This window comes from Marivita lacus, from assembly GCF_014637725.1.
Classification (GTDB): Bacteria; Pseudomonadota; Alphaproteobacteria; order Rhodobacterales; family Rhodobacteraceae; genus Marivita; species Marivita lacus.
Window position 1 is genome coordinate 215,233 of sequence record NZ_BMFC01000003.1, and the last position, 18,035, is coordinate 233,267.

17 protein-coding genes are annotated in these 18,035 nt (G+C 64.0%); 6 read left to right on the forward strand and 11 right to left on the reverse strand.

Annotation, left to right across the window (positions count from 1 at the left end; translation table 11 throughout):
- Positions 1-20: 20 nt before the first annotated feature.
- The 5 genes from radA to alr form a co-directional block, all read right to left on the reverse strand.
- Entirely contained in the window at positions 21-1,388 is a 1,368-nt protein-coding gene (radA, locus tag IEV82_RS08640; RefSeq protein WP_188481614.1) for a DNA repair protein RadA, read from the reverse strand.
- Positions 1,389-1,445: 57 nt separating this feature from the next.
- Positions 1,446-2,255: a DNA repair protein gene (locus tag IEV82_RS08645; protein WP_229747731.1), complete on the reverse strand. Its 810-nt coding sequence runs from the start codon at positions 2,253-2,255 to the stop codon at positions 1,446-1,448.
- A gap of 198 nt (positions 2,256-2,453) precedes the next feature.
- Positions 2,454-2,894 carry a paraquat-inducible protein A gene (locus tag IEV82_RS08650; protein ID WP_188481615.1) on the reverse strand — a complete coding sequence of 147 codons (441 nt, stop codon included), beginning with the start codon at positions 2,892-2,894 and terminating at the stop codon, positions 2,454-2,456.
- Positions 2,895-2,897: 3 nt separating this feature from the next.
- Positions 2,898-3,284 carry a hypothetical protein gene (locus IEV82_RS08655; RefSeq protein ID WP_188481616.1) on the reverse strand — a complete coding sequence of 129 codons (387 nt, stop codon included), beginning with the start codon at positions 3,282-3,284 and terminating at the stop codon, positions 2,898-2,900.
- Between the two features lie 13 nt (positions 3,285-3,297).
- Positions 3,298-4,335, reverse strand: a complete 1,038-nt coding sequence (gene alr, locus IEV82_RS08660) for an alanine racemase (protein WP_188481617.1) — start codon at positions 4,333-4,335, stop codon at positions 3,298-3,300.
- A gap of 122 nt (positions 4,336-4,457) precedes the next feature.
- On the opposite strand from alr, the gene cobT reads away from it, so the two are divergent.
- Genes cobT through cobC form a run of 3 tightly spaced genes read left to right on the forward strand, consistent with a single transcriptional unit; the run spans position 4,458 to position 6,726 of the window.
- Entirely contained in the window at positions 4,458-5,465 is a 1,008-nt protein-coding gene (gene cobT / locus IEV82_RS08665; protein ID WP_188481618.1) for a nicotinate-nucleotide--dimethylbenzimidazole phosphoribosyltransferase, read from the forward strand.
- Positions 5,462-6,229: an adenosylcobinamide-GDP ribazoletransferase gene (gene cobS, locus IEV82_RS08670; RefSeq protein ID WP_188481619.1), complete on the forward strand. Its 768-nt coding sequence runs from the start codon at positions 5,462-5,464 to the stop codon at positions 6,227-6,229. The genes cobT and cobS overlap by 4 nt, the downstream gene beginning before the upstream one ends.
- Positions 6,220-6,726, forward strand: coding sequence for an alpha-ribazole phosphatase family protein (cobC, locus tag IEV82_RS08675; protein WP_188481620.1), 507 nt, complete (start codon positions 6,220-6,222; stop codon positions 6,724-6,726). Before cobS ends, cobC begins: the two co-directional genes overlap by 10 nt.
- A gap of 6 nt (positions 6,727-6,732) precedes the next feature.
- On the opposite strand, the gene IEV82_RS08680 is transcribed toward cobC, so the two are convergent.
- A complete protein-coding gene (locus tag IEV82_RS08680; protein ID WP_188481621.1) occupies positions 6,733-8,223 on the reverse strand; it encodes a replicative DNA helicase in 1,491 nt (496 codons plus the stop codon).
- A gap of 265 nt (positions 8,224-8,488) precedes the next feature.
- Here IEV82_RS08680 and IEV82_RS08685 point away from each other — a divergent pair, with 265 nt between their 5' ends.
- Positions 8,489-9,214 (forward strand): vWA domain-containing protein, encoded by a 726-nt coding sequence (locus IEV82_RS08685; protein ID WP_229747732.1) that lies wholly within the window; start codon positions 8,489-8,491, stop codon positions 9,212-9,214.
- On the opposite strand, the gene IEV82_RS08690 is transcribed toward IEV82_RS08685, so the two are convergent.
- The 4 genes from IEV82_RS08690 to IEV82_RS08705 all read right to left on the reverse strand — a co-directional run bounded on the left by IEV82_RS08690 (position 9,177) and on the right by IEV82_RS08705 (position 13,153).
- A complete protein-coding gene (locus IEV82_RS08690; protein WP_188481622.1) occupies positions 9,177-9,851 on the reverse strand; it encodes an orotate phosphoribosyltransferase in 675 nt (224 codons plus the stop codon). The two genes, IEV82_RS08685 and IEV82_RS08690, sit on opposite strands and share 38 nt — an antisense overlap.
- 112 nt (positions 9,852-9,963) lie before the next feature.
- Positions 9,964-11,004 (reverse strand): dihydroorotase, encoded by a 1,041-nt coding sequence (gene pyrC / locus IEV82_RS08695; protein ID WP_188481623.1) that lies wholly within the window; start codon positions 11,002-11,004, stop codon positions 9,964-9,966.
- 39 nt (positions 11,005-11,043) lie between these two features.
- The gene (locus IEV82_RS08700; protein WP_188481624.1) at positions 11,044-11,997 is read right to left on the reverse strand and encodes a phosphoadenosine phosphosulfate reductase; all 954 of its coding nucleotides are present in this window, start codon (positions 11,995-11,997) and stop codon (positions 11,044-11,046) included.
- A 100-nt stretch (positions 11,998-12,097) separates the two neighbouring features.
- Complete coding sequence (locus IEV82_RS08705; RefSeq protein ID WP_188481625.1) at positions 12,098-13,153, reverse strand: glycosyltransferase family 2 protein; 1,056 nt, start codon at positions 13,151-13,153, stop codon at positions 12,098-12,100.
- A gap of 150 nt (positions 13,154-13,303) precedes the next feature.
- Here IEV82_RS08705 and IEV82_RS08710 point away from each other — a divergent pair, with 150 nt between their 5' ends.
- The gene (locus IEV82_RS08710; RefSeq protein ID WP_188481626.1) at positions 13,304-14,212 is read left to right on the forward strand and encodes an AAA family ATPase; all 909 of its coding nucleotides are present in this window, start codon (positions 13,304-13,306) and stop codon (positions 14,210-14,212) included.
- Between the two features lie 61 nt (positions 14,213-14,273).
- The gene (locus IEV82_RS08715; RefSeq protein ID WP_188481627.1) at positions 14,274-15,524 is read left to right on the forward strand and encodes a vWA domain-containing protein; all 1,251 of its coding nucleotides are present in this window, start codon (positions 14,274-14,276) and stop codon (positions 15,522-15,524) included.
- A gap of 39 nt (positions 15,525-15,563) precedes the next feature.
- Here IEV82_RS08715 and purL read toward each other — a convergent pair whose 3' ends face one another.
- Entirely contained in the window at positions 15,564-17,723 is a 2,160-nt protein-coding gene (gene purL, locus IEV82_RS08720) for a phosphoribosylformylglycinamidine synthase subunit PurL (RefSeq protein WP_188481628.1), read from the reverse strand.
- Positions 17,724-18,035 lie beyond the last annotated feature (312 nt).

An 18,035-nucleotide genomic window follows, 5' to 3' on the forward strand; every position in this document is an offset into this window, starting at 1 on the left:
TTCTTTTCAAACGGATGGCGCTACCCTGCGCCGAACACATCACCAACGAAGCTGGCCAAAGCGTCGATCTCGGTTGCCGCGATCCCGTCGCGGCGCGCCGATGTTCCACCCTTTGGCACTATCGCGGCGGTAAAACCAAGTTTTTGTGCTTCTTTCAACCGATTTTCGGTTTGGCCTACGGGGCGCAAGGCACCCGACAGGCTGATTTCCCCGAAAACCACCGTCTCGGCGGGCAGGGCGATGTCTTCGCGCGCCGATAAAAGGGCTGCGGCCACGGCCAGATCCGCTGCCGGTTCGCTGACCTTCATTCCGCCCGCAACGTTGAGATAAACATCCATCCCGGCGAACGGAATGCCGCAGCGCGCCTCGAGCACGGCCAGAATCATGGCCAGCCGCCCGCCATCCCAACCGACCACCGACCGGCGCGGCTGGCTGTGTGGCGTGGGGGCCACAAGCGCCTGAAATTCCACCAGAACCGGACGCGTGCCTTCGATCCCGGCAAAGACGGCCGATCCCGGTGACGGGTCGCCGCGTTCGGACAGGAACAGCGCGGACGGATTCGACACTTCGGCCAGTCCGCTGCCCGTCATCTCGAAGACGCCGATCTCGTCCGCCGGGCCAAAGCGGTTCTTGACGGCGCGCAGGATTCGAAACTGATGACCGCGTTCGCCCTCGAAATAAAGCACCGTATCGACCATGTGTTCGACCACGCGCGGGCCGGCGATCTGGCCGTCCTTGGTGACATGGCCCACCATCACGATCGAGGTGCCGCGCCGCTTGGCAAAGCTCGTCAGCTCGTGCGCCGAGGCGCGCACCTGCGACACGCTGCCGGGGGCAGAGGCGACATTGTCGGCCCACATGGTCTGGATCGAGTCGATGATCGCCAGATCGGGCTTTTCGTTTTCCAGCGTCGTGAGGATGTGGCGCAGGTTGGTTTCGGTCGCCAGCTTGACTGGCGCGTCCCGCAGACCCAGCCGCGCGGCGCGCATCTGCACCTGTGCGCTGGCCTCTTCACCCGAGATGTAGATCACCTTGAGACCGGCACGGGCAAAGGCCGCCGCCGCCTGCAACAGCAGCGTGGATTTGCCGATCCCCGGATCCCCCCCCACCAGAAGCGCCGATGAGGGAACAAGCCCTCCGCCCAGCACGCGGTCCAGCTCGTCGAGCCCGGATCTGGTGCGCGGTGGCGGCGCTTCGGTGCTCGACAGGTCGCTGAGCGGCAGGGACCGGCCCTTTGAGGTGCCCAGCGTCTTGGCTGCTGGTCCGGTGGCCAGCGGCACCTCCTCGACGATGCAGTTCCATTCACCGCACGCGTCGCACCGGCCCGACCATTTGGTGGTCGTGGTCCCGCAGGATTGACAGACAAAGGTGGCCGAGGATTTCGCCATGACGCTGCTTGTGGCCCAAGCCGCGCGGGCCTGCAAGCGGCGGCTGCACGCGTCGGATTATTCGGCAGCGCGCCGGGCGAGCAGGGCCACGATCCGGTTGTCGTCCGTCTTGGGCAACGGCACGGGATCTTCCCAGTCGTCCCAGGCGGTACGGCCATGATCGGAGCGTGTGGCAACGCGTGCGGGCCGGATTGCTGCCGCGTCGTCACCGTACAGTTCAGGCAGAATATCGGACAATTCATCCTGCAGGCGGGACAGCTGCGCCTTGGCGACGCTTTCCTCCAGGTCGACCCTGTCGATCCAGACGCGCATTTCGGCAGCGCTGGCCTTGGCCGCGTCGATCCTGGTGTTGAAGTCCTCGATCTCCTGTTGCCGCTGGATCAGGAAATCGCGGGCGCGCGCAACGCTGCGGTCGGAATAGGTGTCCGCAAGGTCCCGCGAGACATGGCTCATCTGGCTGGCCACTTCGAGGACCGAAGGTTCAAGCTCTGCCAGATCGGGGTGATCGCGCAGAAAGGCCATGCGTTCACGGACCGAATCAAATTCAGACCGCAGTTTGAACACGCCCTCGCGGTCGGCGGCATGGGCGAGGCGGTAGGCGCGGGCGACGTCTTCCATACCGATGTGAAACCGCCGGTGCGAGGTTTCCAAAGCCATGATCCGGGCGTTTGCAGGCAGGAACGCGCACAGCCCGAGCATGAGCGCCGTGAGGCCGATCTGCACAACCTGTCCGGCCTGAGCATAGGCCAGACCCCCAAATGTTGCGGTCATGTCAAGCCATGGCGCGACGCCGAATGCACAGGCCAGCGTGTATCCAAATGACCCCAGCGCAAGCAGGCTCACAGCCACGAACATCAAACGTTGCATCAACCAGCCTGTCGAAACGACAAGAGATCGCATCGCTCCAATCATCGGATACCCCCAAGTAACCATCTACATCTCGGCAACACCGGCGACTTTATGCCGAAGCCCCTTGAGGACATACTGTTTTTTAACGATTTTTCGCACTGCCAGCGCAGTTGTGAACAACCCGTGCGATTCGGACCGATTGTTTCCGATCCGTGGTCAATCGGACGTGTGGCGAGTCTCGACGAGGCTGATGACCAGCGAGGTCAGGATGCAGGCGGTGAAGAGGTACAGCCCCCAGGCGGTTTCGATCCGACCGACCCCGATGCCTTTGACGACGGTAATGTAGAGCGCGATCAGGAACACATCGGCCATCGCCAGCTTGCCCATCAGGCTGAGTGTCGGCAAGGCGCGACGGCTGAGCAGGCGGAACTGCACCAGCGCCAGCCCGATGGTCTTCATGTAGGGGGCGACAAGCGCGAAAACCGTCACGATCAGCGCCAGAAGAATGTCCGTGTCCCAGAGCGCCTGCAGTCCGGTCAGCACGCTGATTTCGCTCAGCCCGAAGAGCGGCAGAAGGCCCGCGCGCATCAAAGGCGCGCTCCACGACACCGGGTAAAGCACCAGCAGCGCCAGGTTGATCCATTTGAGGACGGCCATCCGTCAGATCCGGGTCGCGACCCAGAGGCCGACAAACGCCATTAGCCCGACAATATGCACCCAGTCGATCCAGCGCCAGCGCCGCTGTGGCAGGAACAGGCCAATGGCAAACACACCCGACGCCACCAGCGGCAGGATCATCCCGCCGCCCGACGCCTGAAGGCGGGCCAATGGCGCATAAATGGGCAGGGTTTGCAGGTTCAGGGCAGGCGCAAAGGTGGCCGCGATGGCGGCGGCGCAGATCAGCAGCGTGATCAGCGCAGGCACCCGCGCCAGTCCCAACCCGACGCTGGCACGCAGCAGGGCCAGCACTGCCAGAGCTTCGAAGAACACAAAGCGCTGCACGAAGATGAAGGCCAGCAGGACGGGGGAGGGTTCGAAAAAGCTCATGCCCGCTGCGCAATCATGAGCTGATATAGCGACGGGTGTAGCGCGTCCCGAGCGAGGTCAGGATCTCGTAGCCAATGGTGCCCGCCGCGTCCGCCAGCGAGTCCACGGTCTGGTGCCGCCCAAGCAGTTCGACCATGTCCGGCATGTCTTGGACCGCGCTGACATCGACGCCGATCAGGTCCATCGAGATGCGTCCGACGATCTTGCAGCGGGTCTCGCCTGCCCAAACATATGCCTTTGGGCCCATCGCTCGGATGATCCCGTCGGCATAGCCTGCGGAAATCGTGGCGATCCGTCCCGGCACGCGGGCCACCCAAGAATTGCCGTAGCCCACGGATTCGCCGGGGTTCACATCGCGAACCTGGATCACCGGGATGTCCAGCGACACCACCGGGCGCGCATCGAAGAAGGGAAGGCAACCATAAAGGCCGACGCCCGGACGCGTCATGTCGAAATGATAGTCGGGTCCAAGGATCGTGCCGCCCGTCGCAGCCAGCGACCGGGGGGCGTCGATCCCGTCGGTCATCTGGCGGAAGGTCTGAAGCTGGAACGCGTTCATGCCGTGGTTGGGCTCGTCCGCACAGGCCAGATGGCTCATCACCAAGACCGGCTTCTGGCCGAGGGCGATGTCGCGCAGCGCGGACCACTCGCCGGGCTCCATCCCCAAACGGTTCATCCCGCTGTCCAGCTGGATGCCAAAGGGATGGGCAGGCAGGGATTCGACATGGCGCAACATCTGGTCGATGGAATTGATCATCGGAACGAGGTTTGCGTCGCGCAAAAGCGGCGCATCGCCGTGCATGTGCCCGCCAAAGACGCAGATCGTGGGGCCGGGGCCAAGCGCCTGACGTATCACGACGCCTTCTTCGGCCTGTGCGACAAAGAACGTGCGCACACCGGTATCTGCGAGGGCGGTGACGACCTTCGCCGCACCCAGCCCGTAGGCATTCGCCTTGACGGCGGCAGCGGTCTGACCCGCGTTCATCGCCGCAAGTGCCCGCCAGTTGGCGCAAATCGCGCCCAGATCAATCGTCAGAACAGACTGTGCCATGCGCGGTGTTTGTGCGTGTCCATGCGGGGGGTCAAGCGGGAAAATTCCTTCGATGCGCTTTGCTGCGCGATTGGGGCGGATTTGCAGTTGTCCGGCCCTCGGCACAAGGGTAGCACGCGGCCATGACAGATCAGGATTTCGAGGCCGCGCTCGCGGCAAGGATCGACGGAAAAACCAAACCTCAGGGTGCCCTTGGGCGGATCGAGGCACTGGCTGCGCAGGTGGCCCGGGTTCAGCAGACGCTGACCCCGAGGCTGCAAAGCTGCTGCCTGACAATCTTTGCAGCCGATCACGGAATCGCGCGCCACGGGGTTTCCGCCTATCCCTCCGAGGTCACGCGCCAGATGGTGCTGAACTTTGCTGCCGGGGGTGCTGCGGCCAACGTCTTTTGCAAGGTCAACGATGTTGCGCTGCAAGTGGTCAACTCGGGTGTGATCGGCGGGCGGTTCCTCGTGCCCGAGGTGCGCAACCTGCCCATTGCCGAAGGAACGGCATGCAGCCTCGAGGGGCCGGCGATGACCCGTGCTCAGCGCGATGCCGCTTTGGCTGCAGGGCGCGATATCGGGCAGGAGGGCGCGTGGGACGCGGTGGCCTTTGGTGAAATGGGCATCGGGAACACGTCAGCGGCGACTCTGATCGCGCATGCCCTGACCGGATCGGAGCTTGACGCATTGATCGGACGCGGCACCGGGTTGGACGATGCGGGTCTCGCCACCAAGCGCCGCGTCCTCGGACAGGCCGCCGCGCGCCGACCGGGGCTGACCGATCCCGACGAGGCTCTGGCCGAATTCGGCGGGTTCGAGATCGCCATGATCGCCGGTGCCATGCTGGGGGCCGCAGAGGCGCGGCGCATCATTCTTGTGGACGGGTTCATCGCAACTGCTGCCGCCTTGATCGCCGTGCGCATGGAGCCGATGTGCCGCGATGCAATGATCTTTGCGCACCGGTCCGCGGAACCGGGACATCAGGCCATTCTCGACGCGCTGCAGGCCGAGCCGCTGCTCGATCTGGGGCTGCGGCTGGGCGAGGGCACGGGGGCGGTGTTGGTCTGGCCAATGGTGAAATCGGCTGTGGCGATGCTCAACGACATGGCAAGTTTCGACAGCGCAGGAGTCTCGGGGCGGGTATGAGCGACATCAAGGCAACCCGTTGGCAGGAGTTTCTGCTGGCAGTGCAGTTCCTGACCCGGCTGCCGGTGCCGCAGGAGTTGCCGTTCTCGGATGACCTGCTGATCCGCGCGACGCGCTTTTATCCGCTGGTTGGTCTGATCGTCGGGGCCATCGGCGCGGCGGTTCTGTACGCAGCCGCTTTGGTCTGGCCGATGCCCGTGGCGGTGCTCTTGTCGATCGCCGCGACGATCTTTGCAACCGGGGCGTTCCACGAAGACGGGCTGGCCGATGCTGCCGACGGGCTGGGCGGCGGGCTGACGCGCGAGCGCGCTCTCGAGATCATGCGCGACAGCCGGATCGGCACCTATGGCACTGTCACCCTGGGGCTGGTTCTGGCACTCAAGGCGGCGGCCCTGATGAGCCTTGCGCCACTGGATGCCGCTCTGGCCCTGTTGATCGGCCACGGGGTCAGCCGCATGGCGGCGGTGCAGGTTGTGCAGTGGGACGATTACGCCCGCGACAAGGGGGCCAAGTTCGTGGCCCCGACCGTCACACCCGAAGGGTACCGCGTCGCGCTGATAACCGCGCTTGTCATCTTGGCCGCAGCGGTCTTCTGGTTCGGAGTGCCGCCCATACTGACCGGCGTCGTCATCGCGGTGCTGGCCGGGTGGCGGTTGCGTGTGATCTTCCTGCGCAAGCTGGGTGGCTATACCGGGGATTGCCTTGGCGGGATGCAGCAGGTGACCGAGCTTGGTCTTTATCTGGGGCTGGCGGCATGGCTGTAACCTTGGTGCGCCACACCACGCCGGACGTGGCCACGGGAACGTGTTACGGGCGCACCGATCTGGCGCTGGCCTCCAGTTTCGATGACGAGGTGCAACAGGTGCTGCGCTGTCTGCCGCCGGTGGCCCATGTCGTCACGTCGCCGCTGCTGCGCTGCCGGTCGCTGGCCGAGCGGATTGCCGGCCGCGACGGCGCTGTCCCGCAGCCGGAACAAGGCTGGATCGAAATGGATTTCGGATCCTGGGAAGGCGTGCCCTGGTCCGAGATTCCGCGCAGCGGTCTCGATGCCTGGGCCGCCGATTTCATGGGTTACGTCGCGCATGGCGGCGAGAGCGTCACCATGCTCGAAAACCGGGTGCGCGCCGCCCTGCAGGCCACCCCGCAGGACAGCATCGTGGTGACCCATTCGGGGTGCATCCGCGCTGTCTGTGCCATTCTCGGGCTGCATGACGGGTGGAACACCGAAACCCCGTTCGGGGGCATCGTCACGCTGCCCTGAACCGGGTCACATGTCTGCGGACCCCTGCTGCCACGGTTTGATAAGGTTGCCGAAGCGGGTGAACCGGCCCTCGAAGCTGAGTTCGATGCTGCCGATCGGGCCGTGACGCTGCTTGCCGATAATGACCTCGGCGCGGCCGTGCAGACGCTCCATCTCGTCCTGCCAGGCGGCCATCTTTTCCAGCTCGTGATCGCCCGGTTTTTCCCGTTCCTTGTAATACTCCTCGCGGAACACGAACATCACCACGTCGGCATCCTGTTCGATCGAGCCCGATTCCCGCAGGTCCGACAATTGCGGGCGCTTGTCCTCGCGGCTTTCCACCTGACGCGACAGCTGCGACAGCGCGATCACCGGGATGTCCAGTTCCTTGGCGATGGCCTTGAGGCCCTGTGAAATCTCGGAGATCTCGTTCACGCGGTTCTCGCCCTTGCCGGTGCCCTTGACCAGCTGAAGGTAGTCAACAATGAGCACGTCCAGACCGTGTGTCCGTTTCAGTCGGCGGGCGCGGGCGGCCAGCTGGCTGATCGGCAGTGCAGGCGTGTCGTCGATATAGAGAGGGCAGGCCTCGAGCGACTTGGCGGCGTCCACGAAGCGGCGGAATTCTGTTTCCGTCATGTCGCCCCGGCGGATCTGTTCCGACGGCACTTCGGCGGCTTCCGACAGGATGCGCGCGGCCAACTGTTCGGCGCTCATTTCCAGCGAATAGAACCCTACCACCCCGCCTTCGACCGTGCCTTCGGTGCCATCGGGCCGCACACCCTTGCGATAGGCCTTGGCGATGTTGAAGGCGATGTTTGTGGCCAGCGAGGTCTTGCCCATCGACGGACGCCCGGCAAGGATCAGAAGGTCGGATTTGTGCAACCCGCCCAGCTTGCGATCCATGTCGATCAGCCCGGTCGACACACCGGCCAGCCCGCCTTCGCGCTGATAGGCGGCGTTGGCGACGTTGACCGCATCGGTGACGGCCTTGAGAAAGCTCTGGAAGCCCGTGTCGCTGCGCCCCTGTTCGGCCAGCTTGTAAAGCGCCTGTTCCGCCTCGACGATCTGTTCGCGCGGCTCGGACGCGATGTCCACCTTGGCCGCCTTGGCACTGATGTCGCGGCCCAGCGAGATCAGGTCGCGGCGCACGGCCAGATCATAGATCATCTGTGCATAGTCCCGCACCGCAAAGGAACTGATCGCAGCGCCCGCCAGACGGGCCAGATAGACCGGGCCGCCCAGCTCCTTGAGGCCCTCGTCGTCTTCCATGAACGCCTTGAGCGTCACCGGCGAGGCCAGGTTATTCTTGGCGATCCGGGCGGCCGATATCTCGTAGATTCGCGCATGCACGGGGTCGTAGAAATGCTGCGGGCCAATGATCGAGGCCACGCGGTCAAACACGTCATTGTTGGTCAGGATCGCGCCCAGCAATTGCTGCTCTGCTTCGATCGAATTCGGCATGGTTTCGGGGTTCGAGATCTCGGCGCCGGTCGGATTGAATGTCGTTATTTCGTTCATGCTGCACCCCCTGAGATTCCCGTGACCGGCGTAGCGACATGACCGGTGAAGGGCAAAATGTATATCCTGTGGATAAGCTTGCTGCGCCGAGTTACCGCGTTATCTTGCGCTGAGTGGCCTGCCTGCGTCAACATGTGGTGTGACGCGCGACTCGGTGTGACCAAGGCAACACGCGGCAAGCGGCCACTGCATTCTGTTACAAATCGTTTACAGAGCCTCTTTTCGCGTGCACCCTTGGGTCAGCTGCGCGAAAGGCCTTGGGAAAATGAAAACGATTCTGACCGCTCTGGTTGCTTTGGGTGTCGGGCTCGGCCCGGTGCAGGCACAGCCCCAGACCGCCTGTGCGCGCGATGCAATGGTGGTGTTCGACGGGTCCGGGTCGATGGCCGAGATGGGGTTCAACCTGATGGACGAGCCGCGTATCATCGACGCCCGCCGCGCGATGCGCACGGTGATTCCGCAGGTCGCGCCGTTGCGGCGCATGGGCCTGATCACCTACGGGCCGGGTGCCAAGGCAAGCTGTGACAGCGTCCGGCTGCGCTTTGCCCCCGAGGCGGATGCGGCAGACCGGATGATTTCAGAAGTGGAGCGCCTGCAGCCCGAGGGCCAGACCCCGTTGACCGACGCCATTGCTCAGGCAGCGGCGGTGCTGGATTACACCCAGAAACCGGGAGTGATCGTGCTGGTGACCGATGGCAAGGACACCTGCGGAGGCACGCCCTGTGCGCTGGCGGCGGAACTGGCACGCGGAGCGGACATGACCGTGCATGTGATCGGCTTTCGCGTGCGTGGCCAGCATTTCGCCTGGCCGGACCAGTCGGAGAACATCACGGCCGAACCGGTTGCGCGCTGCCTCGCCGATCAGACGGGCGGCGTCTATGTGCATGCCGAAACGCTGGACGACCTGATCGGCGCGTTGCGCCAGACCCTCGGCTGCCCGATCTACAGCGGCATTACGCCCGCGCGTCCTGCCACGCGCGAGGCGCTTTGAGGAAGGCTTCGACTTCGCCCAGTGTCGCGTCGTCAAAGGCACCTTGCACGCGGGCTTCGGCCAGAACATCCCACCAGGTGCACAGGTGGTGCAGATGCACACCGTGGTCGCCCAATGTCTTGGTCGTTTCGGGGAAGATGTCGTAGTAGAAAATCACCGCCGTGTGGCCGCAGGTGGCCCCGGTTTCGCGGATCGCATCGACGAAGCTGAGCTTTGATCCACCATCGGTGGTCAGGTCTTCGACAAGCAGCACGCGCTGGCCTTCGGTCATCGCGCCTTCGATGCGGGCATTGCGGCCGTAGCCCTTGGGCTTCTTGCGCACATAGGTCATCGGCAGGGCCATGCGTTCGGCCACCAGCGCGGCAAAAGGGATGCCTGCGGTTTCACCACCGGCGATGTTGTCGAACGCCTCGAACCCCGCGTTGCGCATGACGGTGATCGTCAGGAAATCCATCAGGGTAGAGCGGATGCGCGGGAACGAGATCAGCTTGCGGCAGTCGATATAGGTGGCCGAAGGCAGGCCGGACGCAAGGATGAACGGGTCTTCAGGGCGAAAGTTCACCGCGCCGATCTCCAGCAGCATCCGCGCGGTCAGGCGGGCGATTTCTTCGGCAGAGGGATAGGAACTGGGGATCATGAAACGGCACTCCGGAACGGTTTGCGCCGCTCTAGCGGGTTTTGACGGTCAGGAAAAGGGCGGGCATCGGCGGGATTTTGGGCGCACTCAGTCACGCCGCCGCCGGCTCGCCTCAGGATGCGACACGCCAGTGCAACGGCATCATCGGATCGAACACCGTGACCGGCCCGTCATCCGTTTCGATCCGGTCGGGATAGGTCACCGGGTCGCCCTTGGTCAGGGTGATCTGGGTCTCGTTCGGCGCCAGCTTGTAGAATTTCGGACCGTTCAGGCTGGTGAAGGATTCCAGCCGCTCCAGCGCGCCTTCCTGCTCGAACACTTCGGCAAGGATGGACAGGGTGTTGGTCGCGGTGAAACAGCCCGCGCAGCCACAGGGCAGAAGCTTGTTGGCATCGGTGTGCGGCGCGCTGTCGGTGCCCAGAAAGAAGGTCGGATCGCTACTGGTGGCGGCACGGCGCAGCGCAAGGCGGTGTTCCTCGCGCTTGGCGACGGGCAGGCAATAGTAATGCGGCTTGATCCCGCCCGCGAGGATATGGTTGCGGTTGATCACGAGGTGATGCGTGGTGATCGTTGCCGCCAGTTCCGGCCCGCCCTCGGACGCGTATTCCACACCCTGCATCGTCGTGATGTGTTCCATGACCACGCGCAGACCCGGCGTCGCGCGGCGGATCGGATCGAGCACACGCTCGATGAACACCGCCTCGCGGTCGAAAATGTCGACATCGCCATCCACCACTTCGCCATGCACGCACAGTGGACAACCGATCTCGGCCATCCGTTCCAGCACCGGGCGCACCTTGTCGAAATTGCTCACACCCGAGGCCGAGTTGGTGGTGGCTCCCGCCGGGTAGAGCTTGACCGACGTGATCAGCCCGCTTTGATGCGCGCGCGCCAGATCGCCCGGGTCCGTGTCCTCGGTCAGGTAGAGCGTCATCAACGGCTCGAAATTCGATCCTTCGGGCAGGGCGGCCAGAATGCGGTCGCGATACGCGGCGGCGTCGGCCCCGGTCACCACGGGTGGCACAAGGTTCGGCATGATGATCGCGCGGGCGAAATGCCGGGCTGTTTCAGGGGCCACGGCACGCAGCATTGCGCCATCGCGCAGGTGCAGGTGCCAATCGTCAGGGGTACGGATCGTGAGCGTGTCTGTCATGCAGATCGCGTAGCACGCAGATTGCGTCCAGACCAGAGCCTAGTCGGTCGTCACGTCTTCCGGCGTGGCGTCGGTTTGCTGACGCAGCGCCTTGAGCTTGCGCCGGTAGCGCGGTGCGCCGAACTTCTGCACGATGAAGTCACAGACCGCCTCGGCCAGTTGCGGCCGGTCCATCGCTTCGACCGTGGCGAAAAGTTTCTTGCAATAGAGCGCATGCGATCTGCGTTCACGGTAAAGCCGCGCGAACATGGCGGTATCAAGCTCTCCCGACGCCGCGGCGGTCACCAACGGTTCAAGCACGTTCATCTGGGTCAGGTGCAACTGCATCCCGCCTCCAAGATGTGCCGCGCGATACCGGGTGATGCCAGACCGTTCGAACAGCGCCGCATGCATCGCGCCCAGCCGGTCGCGGGGGTCGTATAGGACATAGGCCGCCTTGGCCGCCTCGAGCATGTCGGGCGCATAGCCGTAGCGGTCGGTAAAATCGGTGCGCCGCATATGGGTGAACCGGTCGTCCCATTCGGTCACACGCGGATCAAGCGTCGCCTGCGGTTCCAGCGCGATCACGGTTGCACCCGGCGCGGCAAGGGAAAACGCACAGGCGGCATAGCCACAGGGACCCGCTCCGAAAAAGATCACCTGTTCGAAATCGTCAAAGAACCCGTCATCGGTCATCTGGTCGAAAAAGCCATAGACCTCGCCATCGCGGAACCACGTGTCGCGATTGCTGATCACGGTCAGGCAGGACCATCCGTTCGCATGGGCCAGATCGAATCCGGTGGGGCGGGCCTCTTCGGACAGGGCCTGAATCGCGGGCAGGGATTCAAAGCTGACCAGCAGCGTGTCGCCCTTTTCGATGAAGGCGGCATTGTGGTGTTTGCCCAAAGGCTCGAAGAACCCGCAGGCATCACCGATCTCCCGCATTTCCTCAAGCCACTGCGTCGGGCTGAGGTCGCTCAGGGAAAGCGTGTATGGCTCGGTTCCGTCCTGCATCGATCTCAAGTCCTCATTGTATCCCGCCCGTTGACAGGTCGTTGTTGGCAAAAGGATTACCCGGGGATTTAGGCAGAATTGAGCCAAAATGCAGAGGAGTCTATGAACTTTCCAAATCCGGGCGCGGTGCCGACCGGGCATGCTGCGCCAATCGTTGCGCCACCGGATCGGGCAGGGGGTGCGAGGGCGGCGTCATGGCCAGGCGCCCGTAAAGATCCCGGTAGATATCCTGTTCCAGCAGCCTTGTCAGCCGCGCCTTGCGCCACGCGACCGCATCGGCGTGCAGCCGCGCCAGCTCGGGTTCGGCGCCCAGTGCCTCGCGGATCACCTGCGCCCGGTCCCAGAGCGGCAGCGCCGAACGGTCTTCGTCGGTGTTGAGGTTCCGCTCAACCCAATAATCCAGCCCCAGCCTGTCATCGGAATGCACCGCGCGGCCCCGGTCGGCCTTGAGGACGTAGCTGTCGACTGATCCCAGCGGATAGTGATTGAGCTGCACCAACCCGTGCTGCGGCACAAGGTAGTCCGAGAAAATGCGCCCCGCCGCCATCTCGGCGGGCAGGGCGCGGCCCTCGCCATCGAACCAGCGCGCCTCTGCAAGACGGTCGGCGTTGGGGTTGCGCGGGCGGTGCACGCCGAGGTTCCGGTAGATTTTATCGTTGCGGTAGAGCGTCTTGAACATCGCCGCGCGCCACGGCCATGCCAGCGGGCGCGGCCCCGCGCGGGTGAATTGCAGCGGCAACGGGCTGTCCTCGTAGGCCATCACACCGGCATTGCCGAAATTGCGCCAGGTCAGCGTGATCGCCGTTGCCTCGGGCAGCGCTGCGATCAGCGCGGGCAGGGTGCGGTCGCCGACATGGACATTGACGAACTCGTCGATATCCAGCGTCACCAGCCAGTCGGCGCGTTTCACCGCCTGGGTCCTGCCCGCCAGTTTCAGCCCGCTGAACTGGATGCCGCCCTTGCCATAGGGCGCCGCGTTTCGGAGATGCGTCAGCCCTCCCAGCGCCTGCAACCGGTCGAGCATGACATCGGTGCCATCCTCGCACTCGTTCGACACCACGACGAACGCGCTGATGCCGACGCTGCGGTGCCAGGCCAGCCAATCCAGCAGGAACGCCGCCTCGTTGCGGACACACAGAACGGCGGTGATGCTCACGGGAAACGCGCCTGCACTGAGGAAAATCAATGCGCTAACTCTGTCAGGTCGTCTGCGCCTCGTCAATTCGGGCGCGTCACGTGCGACCTTGGCGCTATTGACCTTGGGGGCGCGCACAGGGCAGCAAGGCCCTTGACACAGGAGCACCTCATGCAGACACCCCAAAGTATCGACGCCGTTCAATCCATGCTGGCCGACACCGGCTATGTCTGCGGACGGGCGCTCGCCACGGTGGTGTTCCTGTCGCTGAAGCTGGGTCGTCCGCTGTTTCTCGAAGGCGAGGCGGGTGTCGGCAAGACCGAGATCGCCAAGGCGCTGGCCGCATCATTGGGCCGCAGGTTGATCCGGCTGCAATGCTACGAAGGGCTTGATGCCTCCAGCGCGGTTTACGAATGGAATTTCCCGGCGCAGATGATCGCCATCCGCACCGCCGAGGCGTCGGGCACTGCCGACCGCGAAATGTTGCAGCGCGAACTCTTCGGCCCCGATTTCCTTGTCGAACGGCCGCTTCTTCAGGCGATGCGCCCCGATGCCAACGGCGCGCCGGTGCTGCTCATCGACGAACTGGACCGCACCGACGAGCCGTTCGAGGCGTTCCTGCTCGAAGCGCTGTCCGACTTTCAGGTGACGATCCCCGAGATGGGCACGATCACCGCGCCCGAGCCGCCCATCGTGATCCTGACCTCGAACCGTACGCGCGAAGTGCATGACGCGCTCAAGCGCCGCTGCCTCTATCATTGGGTCGATTACCCCGATTTCGACCGCGAGTTGGAGATCCTGCACGCCCGCGCGCCCGAGGCATCGGCCAAGCTCAGCCGCGAGATCGTCGCCTTCGTGCAGCGCCTGCGCACCGAGGACATCTTCAAGAAACCCGGCGTGGCGGAAACCATCGACTGGGCGAAGTGCCTTCTGGCGCTCGACGTGATCGATCTGTCGCCCGAGCTGATTTCCGACACGTTGGGCGCGATCCTGAAATACCAGGACGACATCCAGAAACTGCAAGGCTCCGAGGCCAAACGCCTGCTGGACGAGGCGAAGGCGTCGCTCGAGCCTGCATGATGCTTCTTCTTTTCCCAAATATGCCGGGGGTCCGGGGGCAGAGCCCCCGGTCGGCAATGTAATGGCCGAATACGTCCCTCTCGAATTGCCCGAAAACCCACGTCTGGCGCAGAACATCATCCACTTCGCCCGTGCCCTGCGCCGCGCCGGGCTGCCCATCGGGCCGGGGCGGGTGATCGACGCCATCCGCGCGGTCGAGGCGGCGGGATTTACCGAACGGATGGATTTCTTCTGGACGCTGCATGCCTGTTTCGTGAACCGGCCCGAACACCGGGTGATCTTTGCGCAGGTGTTCCGTCTTTACTGGCGCGATCCACGCTACCTCGAACACATGATGTCCTTCATGCTGCCCGCGATCCGCGGCGTGCAGGAGGAAAAATCAGCCGCGTCCGGTGAAAAACGCGCCGCACAAGCGCTGCTGGACGACAATCTGCCGAACGTGCCCGAGAACGAACAATCCGAGGAAGGCACCGAGATCGAGATCAAGTCGACCCTCACGATGTCGACCGAGGAAAAGCTGCGCACCCTCGATTTCGAGCAGATGAGCACCGCCGAGGTGGCCGAGGCCAAGCGCATGCTGGCCCGACTGACCCTGCCGGTCAAACCGATCCCGTCGCGGCGCGGCAAAGCGTCTGTGCTGGGCAAGCAGGCGGATTTCCGGCGCACGCTGATGAAATCCATGCGCCATGGCGGCGAGATCCGCAGCATCGCCCGCAAGACACCGCGCCCGCGCTGGCCCAATCTGGTGGTACTCTGCGACATCTCCGGTTCCATGAGCCAGTATTCCCGCATGGTGCTGCATTTCCTGCATGCTGTCGCCAATGAGAAAGGCGCGGGCTGGGCCAAGGTCCATGCCTTCACCTTTGGCACGCGCCTGACGAATATCACCCGCCACCTTGCGACCCGCGATGTGGATGCAGCGCTCAAGGCCGCGGGGGCCGAGGCGCAGGATTGGGAAGGCGGCACGCGGATCGGGCAATGCCTGCATGCGTTCAACCGCGACTGGTCGCGCCGCGTGATGGGGCAGGGCGCGGTGGTGCTCTTGATCACCGACGGGCTGGACCGCGACGCGGCCGGCGCGCTTGAGAAAGAGATGGAGCGGCTGCATCTGTCGTCGCGCCGCCTGATCTGGCTCAATCCGCTGCTGCGCTGGGACGGATTTGCGCCCAAGGCCGCGGGCATCCGCGCGATGCTGCCGCATGTGGACAGCTTTCGTGCCGGGCATTCGATCCAGTCGCTCGAAGAACTGGCTGCAGCCATTTCCCGCCCCGATGATCCGGGGGAAAAGACGCGTTTGATGGCTATGATCTAGGCACCCCGATCCGAACCGGGGTGCCCGAGGGCAATCGGCCTAGCCGAAATGTCCCGCAAAGGCGGAGTGGTGGACCTGCGCCAATTCGGCCAGAGGTGCCTGCGCGCTGCCAATCTTGACCGTATCGCCGGTAAAGCGGCCAACCGATGTGATGGGCACACCGGCCTGTCCTGCCGCGATCATCAGCGCCTCGGCCTGATCGAAATTGCACGCGACAAGGTAGCGGCCCTGATCTTCTCCGAACAGCTTGGCCTGATCGGTTTCGTCAAGGATCACTCCGACGCCAGACGCGCTGGCCATCTCGAAGGCGGCCAGCATCAGACCACCATCGCTGAGATCGGTGCAGGCCTTGATCAGCTGACGGTTGGCGCGGATGAAGTCGCCGTTGCGGCGTTCCGCGATCAGGTCCACCGACGGGGCATCGCCGTCCTCGCGGTTGAACACCTCGTAAAGAAGTGCGGACTGGCCCAGATGGCCATGAGTGTCTCCGATCATCAACGCCACATGCCCGTCGCGGGCGCGGCCCAGGATCGGCTCTTCGCCTGCAGCGATCAGTCCGACCGCGCCGATGGTGGGGGTGGGCAGGATCGCCTGACCGTCGGTTTCGTTGTAAAGCGACACGTTGCCCGACACGATGGGCATGTCCAGCGCTTCGCAGGCGCGACCGATCCCCTGCAACGCACCAACGAACTGGCCCATGATTTCGGGCTTTTCGGGATTGCCGAAATTCAGATTGTCGGTGGTCGCCAATGGCTTGGCCCCCACGGCGCAGAGGTTGCGGAAGGCCTCGGCCACCGCCTGCTTGCCACCCTCGACCGGGTTCGCCTTGACGTAGCGCGGTGTCACGTCCGAGGTGAAGGCCAGCATCTTGTCTGTGCCATGCACGCGGATCACGCCCGCGCCCCAGCCGGGGCCTTCGACCGTGTCGGCCATGACCATGCTGTCGTATTGTTCGAACACCCAGTTGCGGGCGCAATAGTTCGGGCTGCCGATCAGCGCCTTGAGCGCGTCGATGGGATCGACAGAAGGCACATCGTCCAGCGGCGCGGGCGCCTCGGACGGGGTCCAGGGCCGGTCGTATTCCGGGGCCGAGGAGGACAGGCGCGACAGTGGCAGGTCTGCTTTGACATCGCCATTGTGCACGATCAGGAAACGATCCTCTGCGATTGTTTCGCCAACGATGGCAAAGTCGAGGTCCCATTTCTCGAACACCGCGCGGGCCTCGGTTTCCTTGGCGGGGTCCAGCACCATGAGCATCCGTTCCTGGGACTCTGACAGCATCATCTCGTAGGCGGTCATGTTCGCCTCGCGCTGCGGCACCTTCTCAAGATCGAGCCGGATGCCAAGTTTGCCCTTGTCGCCCATCTCTACAGCTGAGCAGGTCAGGCCAGCCGCGCCCATGTCCTGAATCGAGATCACGGCACCGGTCTGCATCAGCTCCAGACACGCCTCCATCAGGCGCTTTTCGGTGAACGGGTCACCGACCTGAACGGTGGGGCGCTTTTCCTCGATCGTGTCGTCGAATTCGGCCGACGCCATCGTGGCCCCGCCGACGCCGTCGCGGCCGGTCTTGGCCCCGAGGTACACAACCGGACGACCCACGCCGCTGGCTGTGGAATAGAAAATCTTGTCGGCATCCGCGAGACCCGCTGCAAAGGCGTTCACGAGGCAGTTGCCATTATAGGCGCGGTGAAAGCGCACTTCGCCGCCCACCGTCGGCACGCCAAAGCAGTTGCCGTAGCCACCGATCCCTTCGACCACGCCGTGCACAAGGCGGCGCGTCTTGGGGTGGTCCTTTTCACCGAAGGACAGCGCGTTCATCGCCGCAATGGGTCGCGCGCCCATTGTGAACACGTCGCGCAGGATGCCGCCAACCCCGGTCGCCGCCCCTTGGTAAGGCTCGATATAAGACGGGTGGTTGTGGCTCTCCATCTTGAAGACCACCGCCTGACCGTCGCCGATATCGACCACACCGGCGTTTTCACCGGGGCCGCAAATGACCTGTGGGCCGGTTGTGGGCAGGGTGCGCAGCCATTTCTTGGAGGATTTGTAGGAGCAATGTTCGTTCCACATCGCCGAAAAGATGCCCAACTCGGTAAATGTGGGTTCGCGGTTCATGATCCGCAGGATCTCTGCGTATTCGTCGGCATTGATGCCATGGGCGGAAATGAGATCTTCGGTGATGACTGGGTCTTGCATCCGGATGTCCCCGTGGGTTGCGCAGATGGCGGCGGTTTAGGCGAAAGCGGGGAAGGTGAAAAGACCTCGCAGGGTTTTCGGACGGGCTGTGTCCATCCGGCAGGTCAGGGGCACAGCCCCCGCTTGACCATGGGCCAAGCCACCCTCCAAGGTTTTGTGAAACCACAGAAGTCCGTCCTGTGTAGCCGGTTTTTGCCTGTTATGCCATGCGGAACGGGGGGCGGTGCCGATCCGGCTCGCTTCGGGTGGTAAACGCGGCACCCTGAAATCCCGCGCGGCGGATGGCCCAAGTTGGCGTTCAGCCAAAAAAAA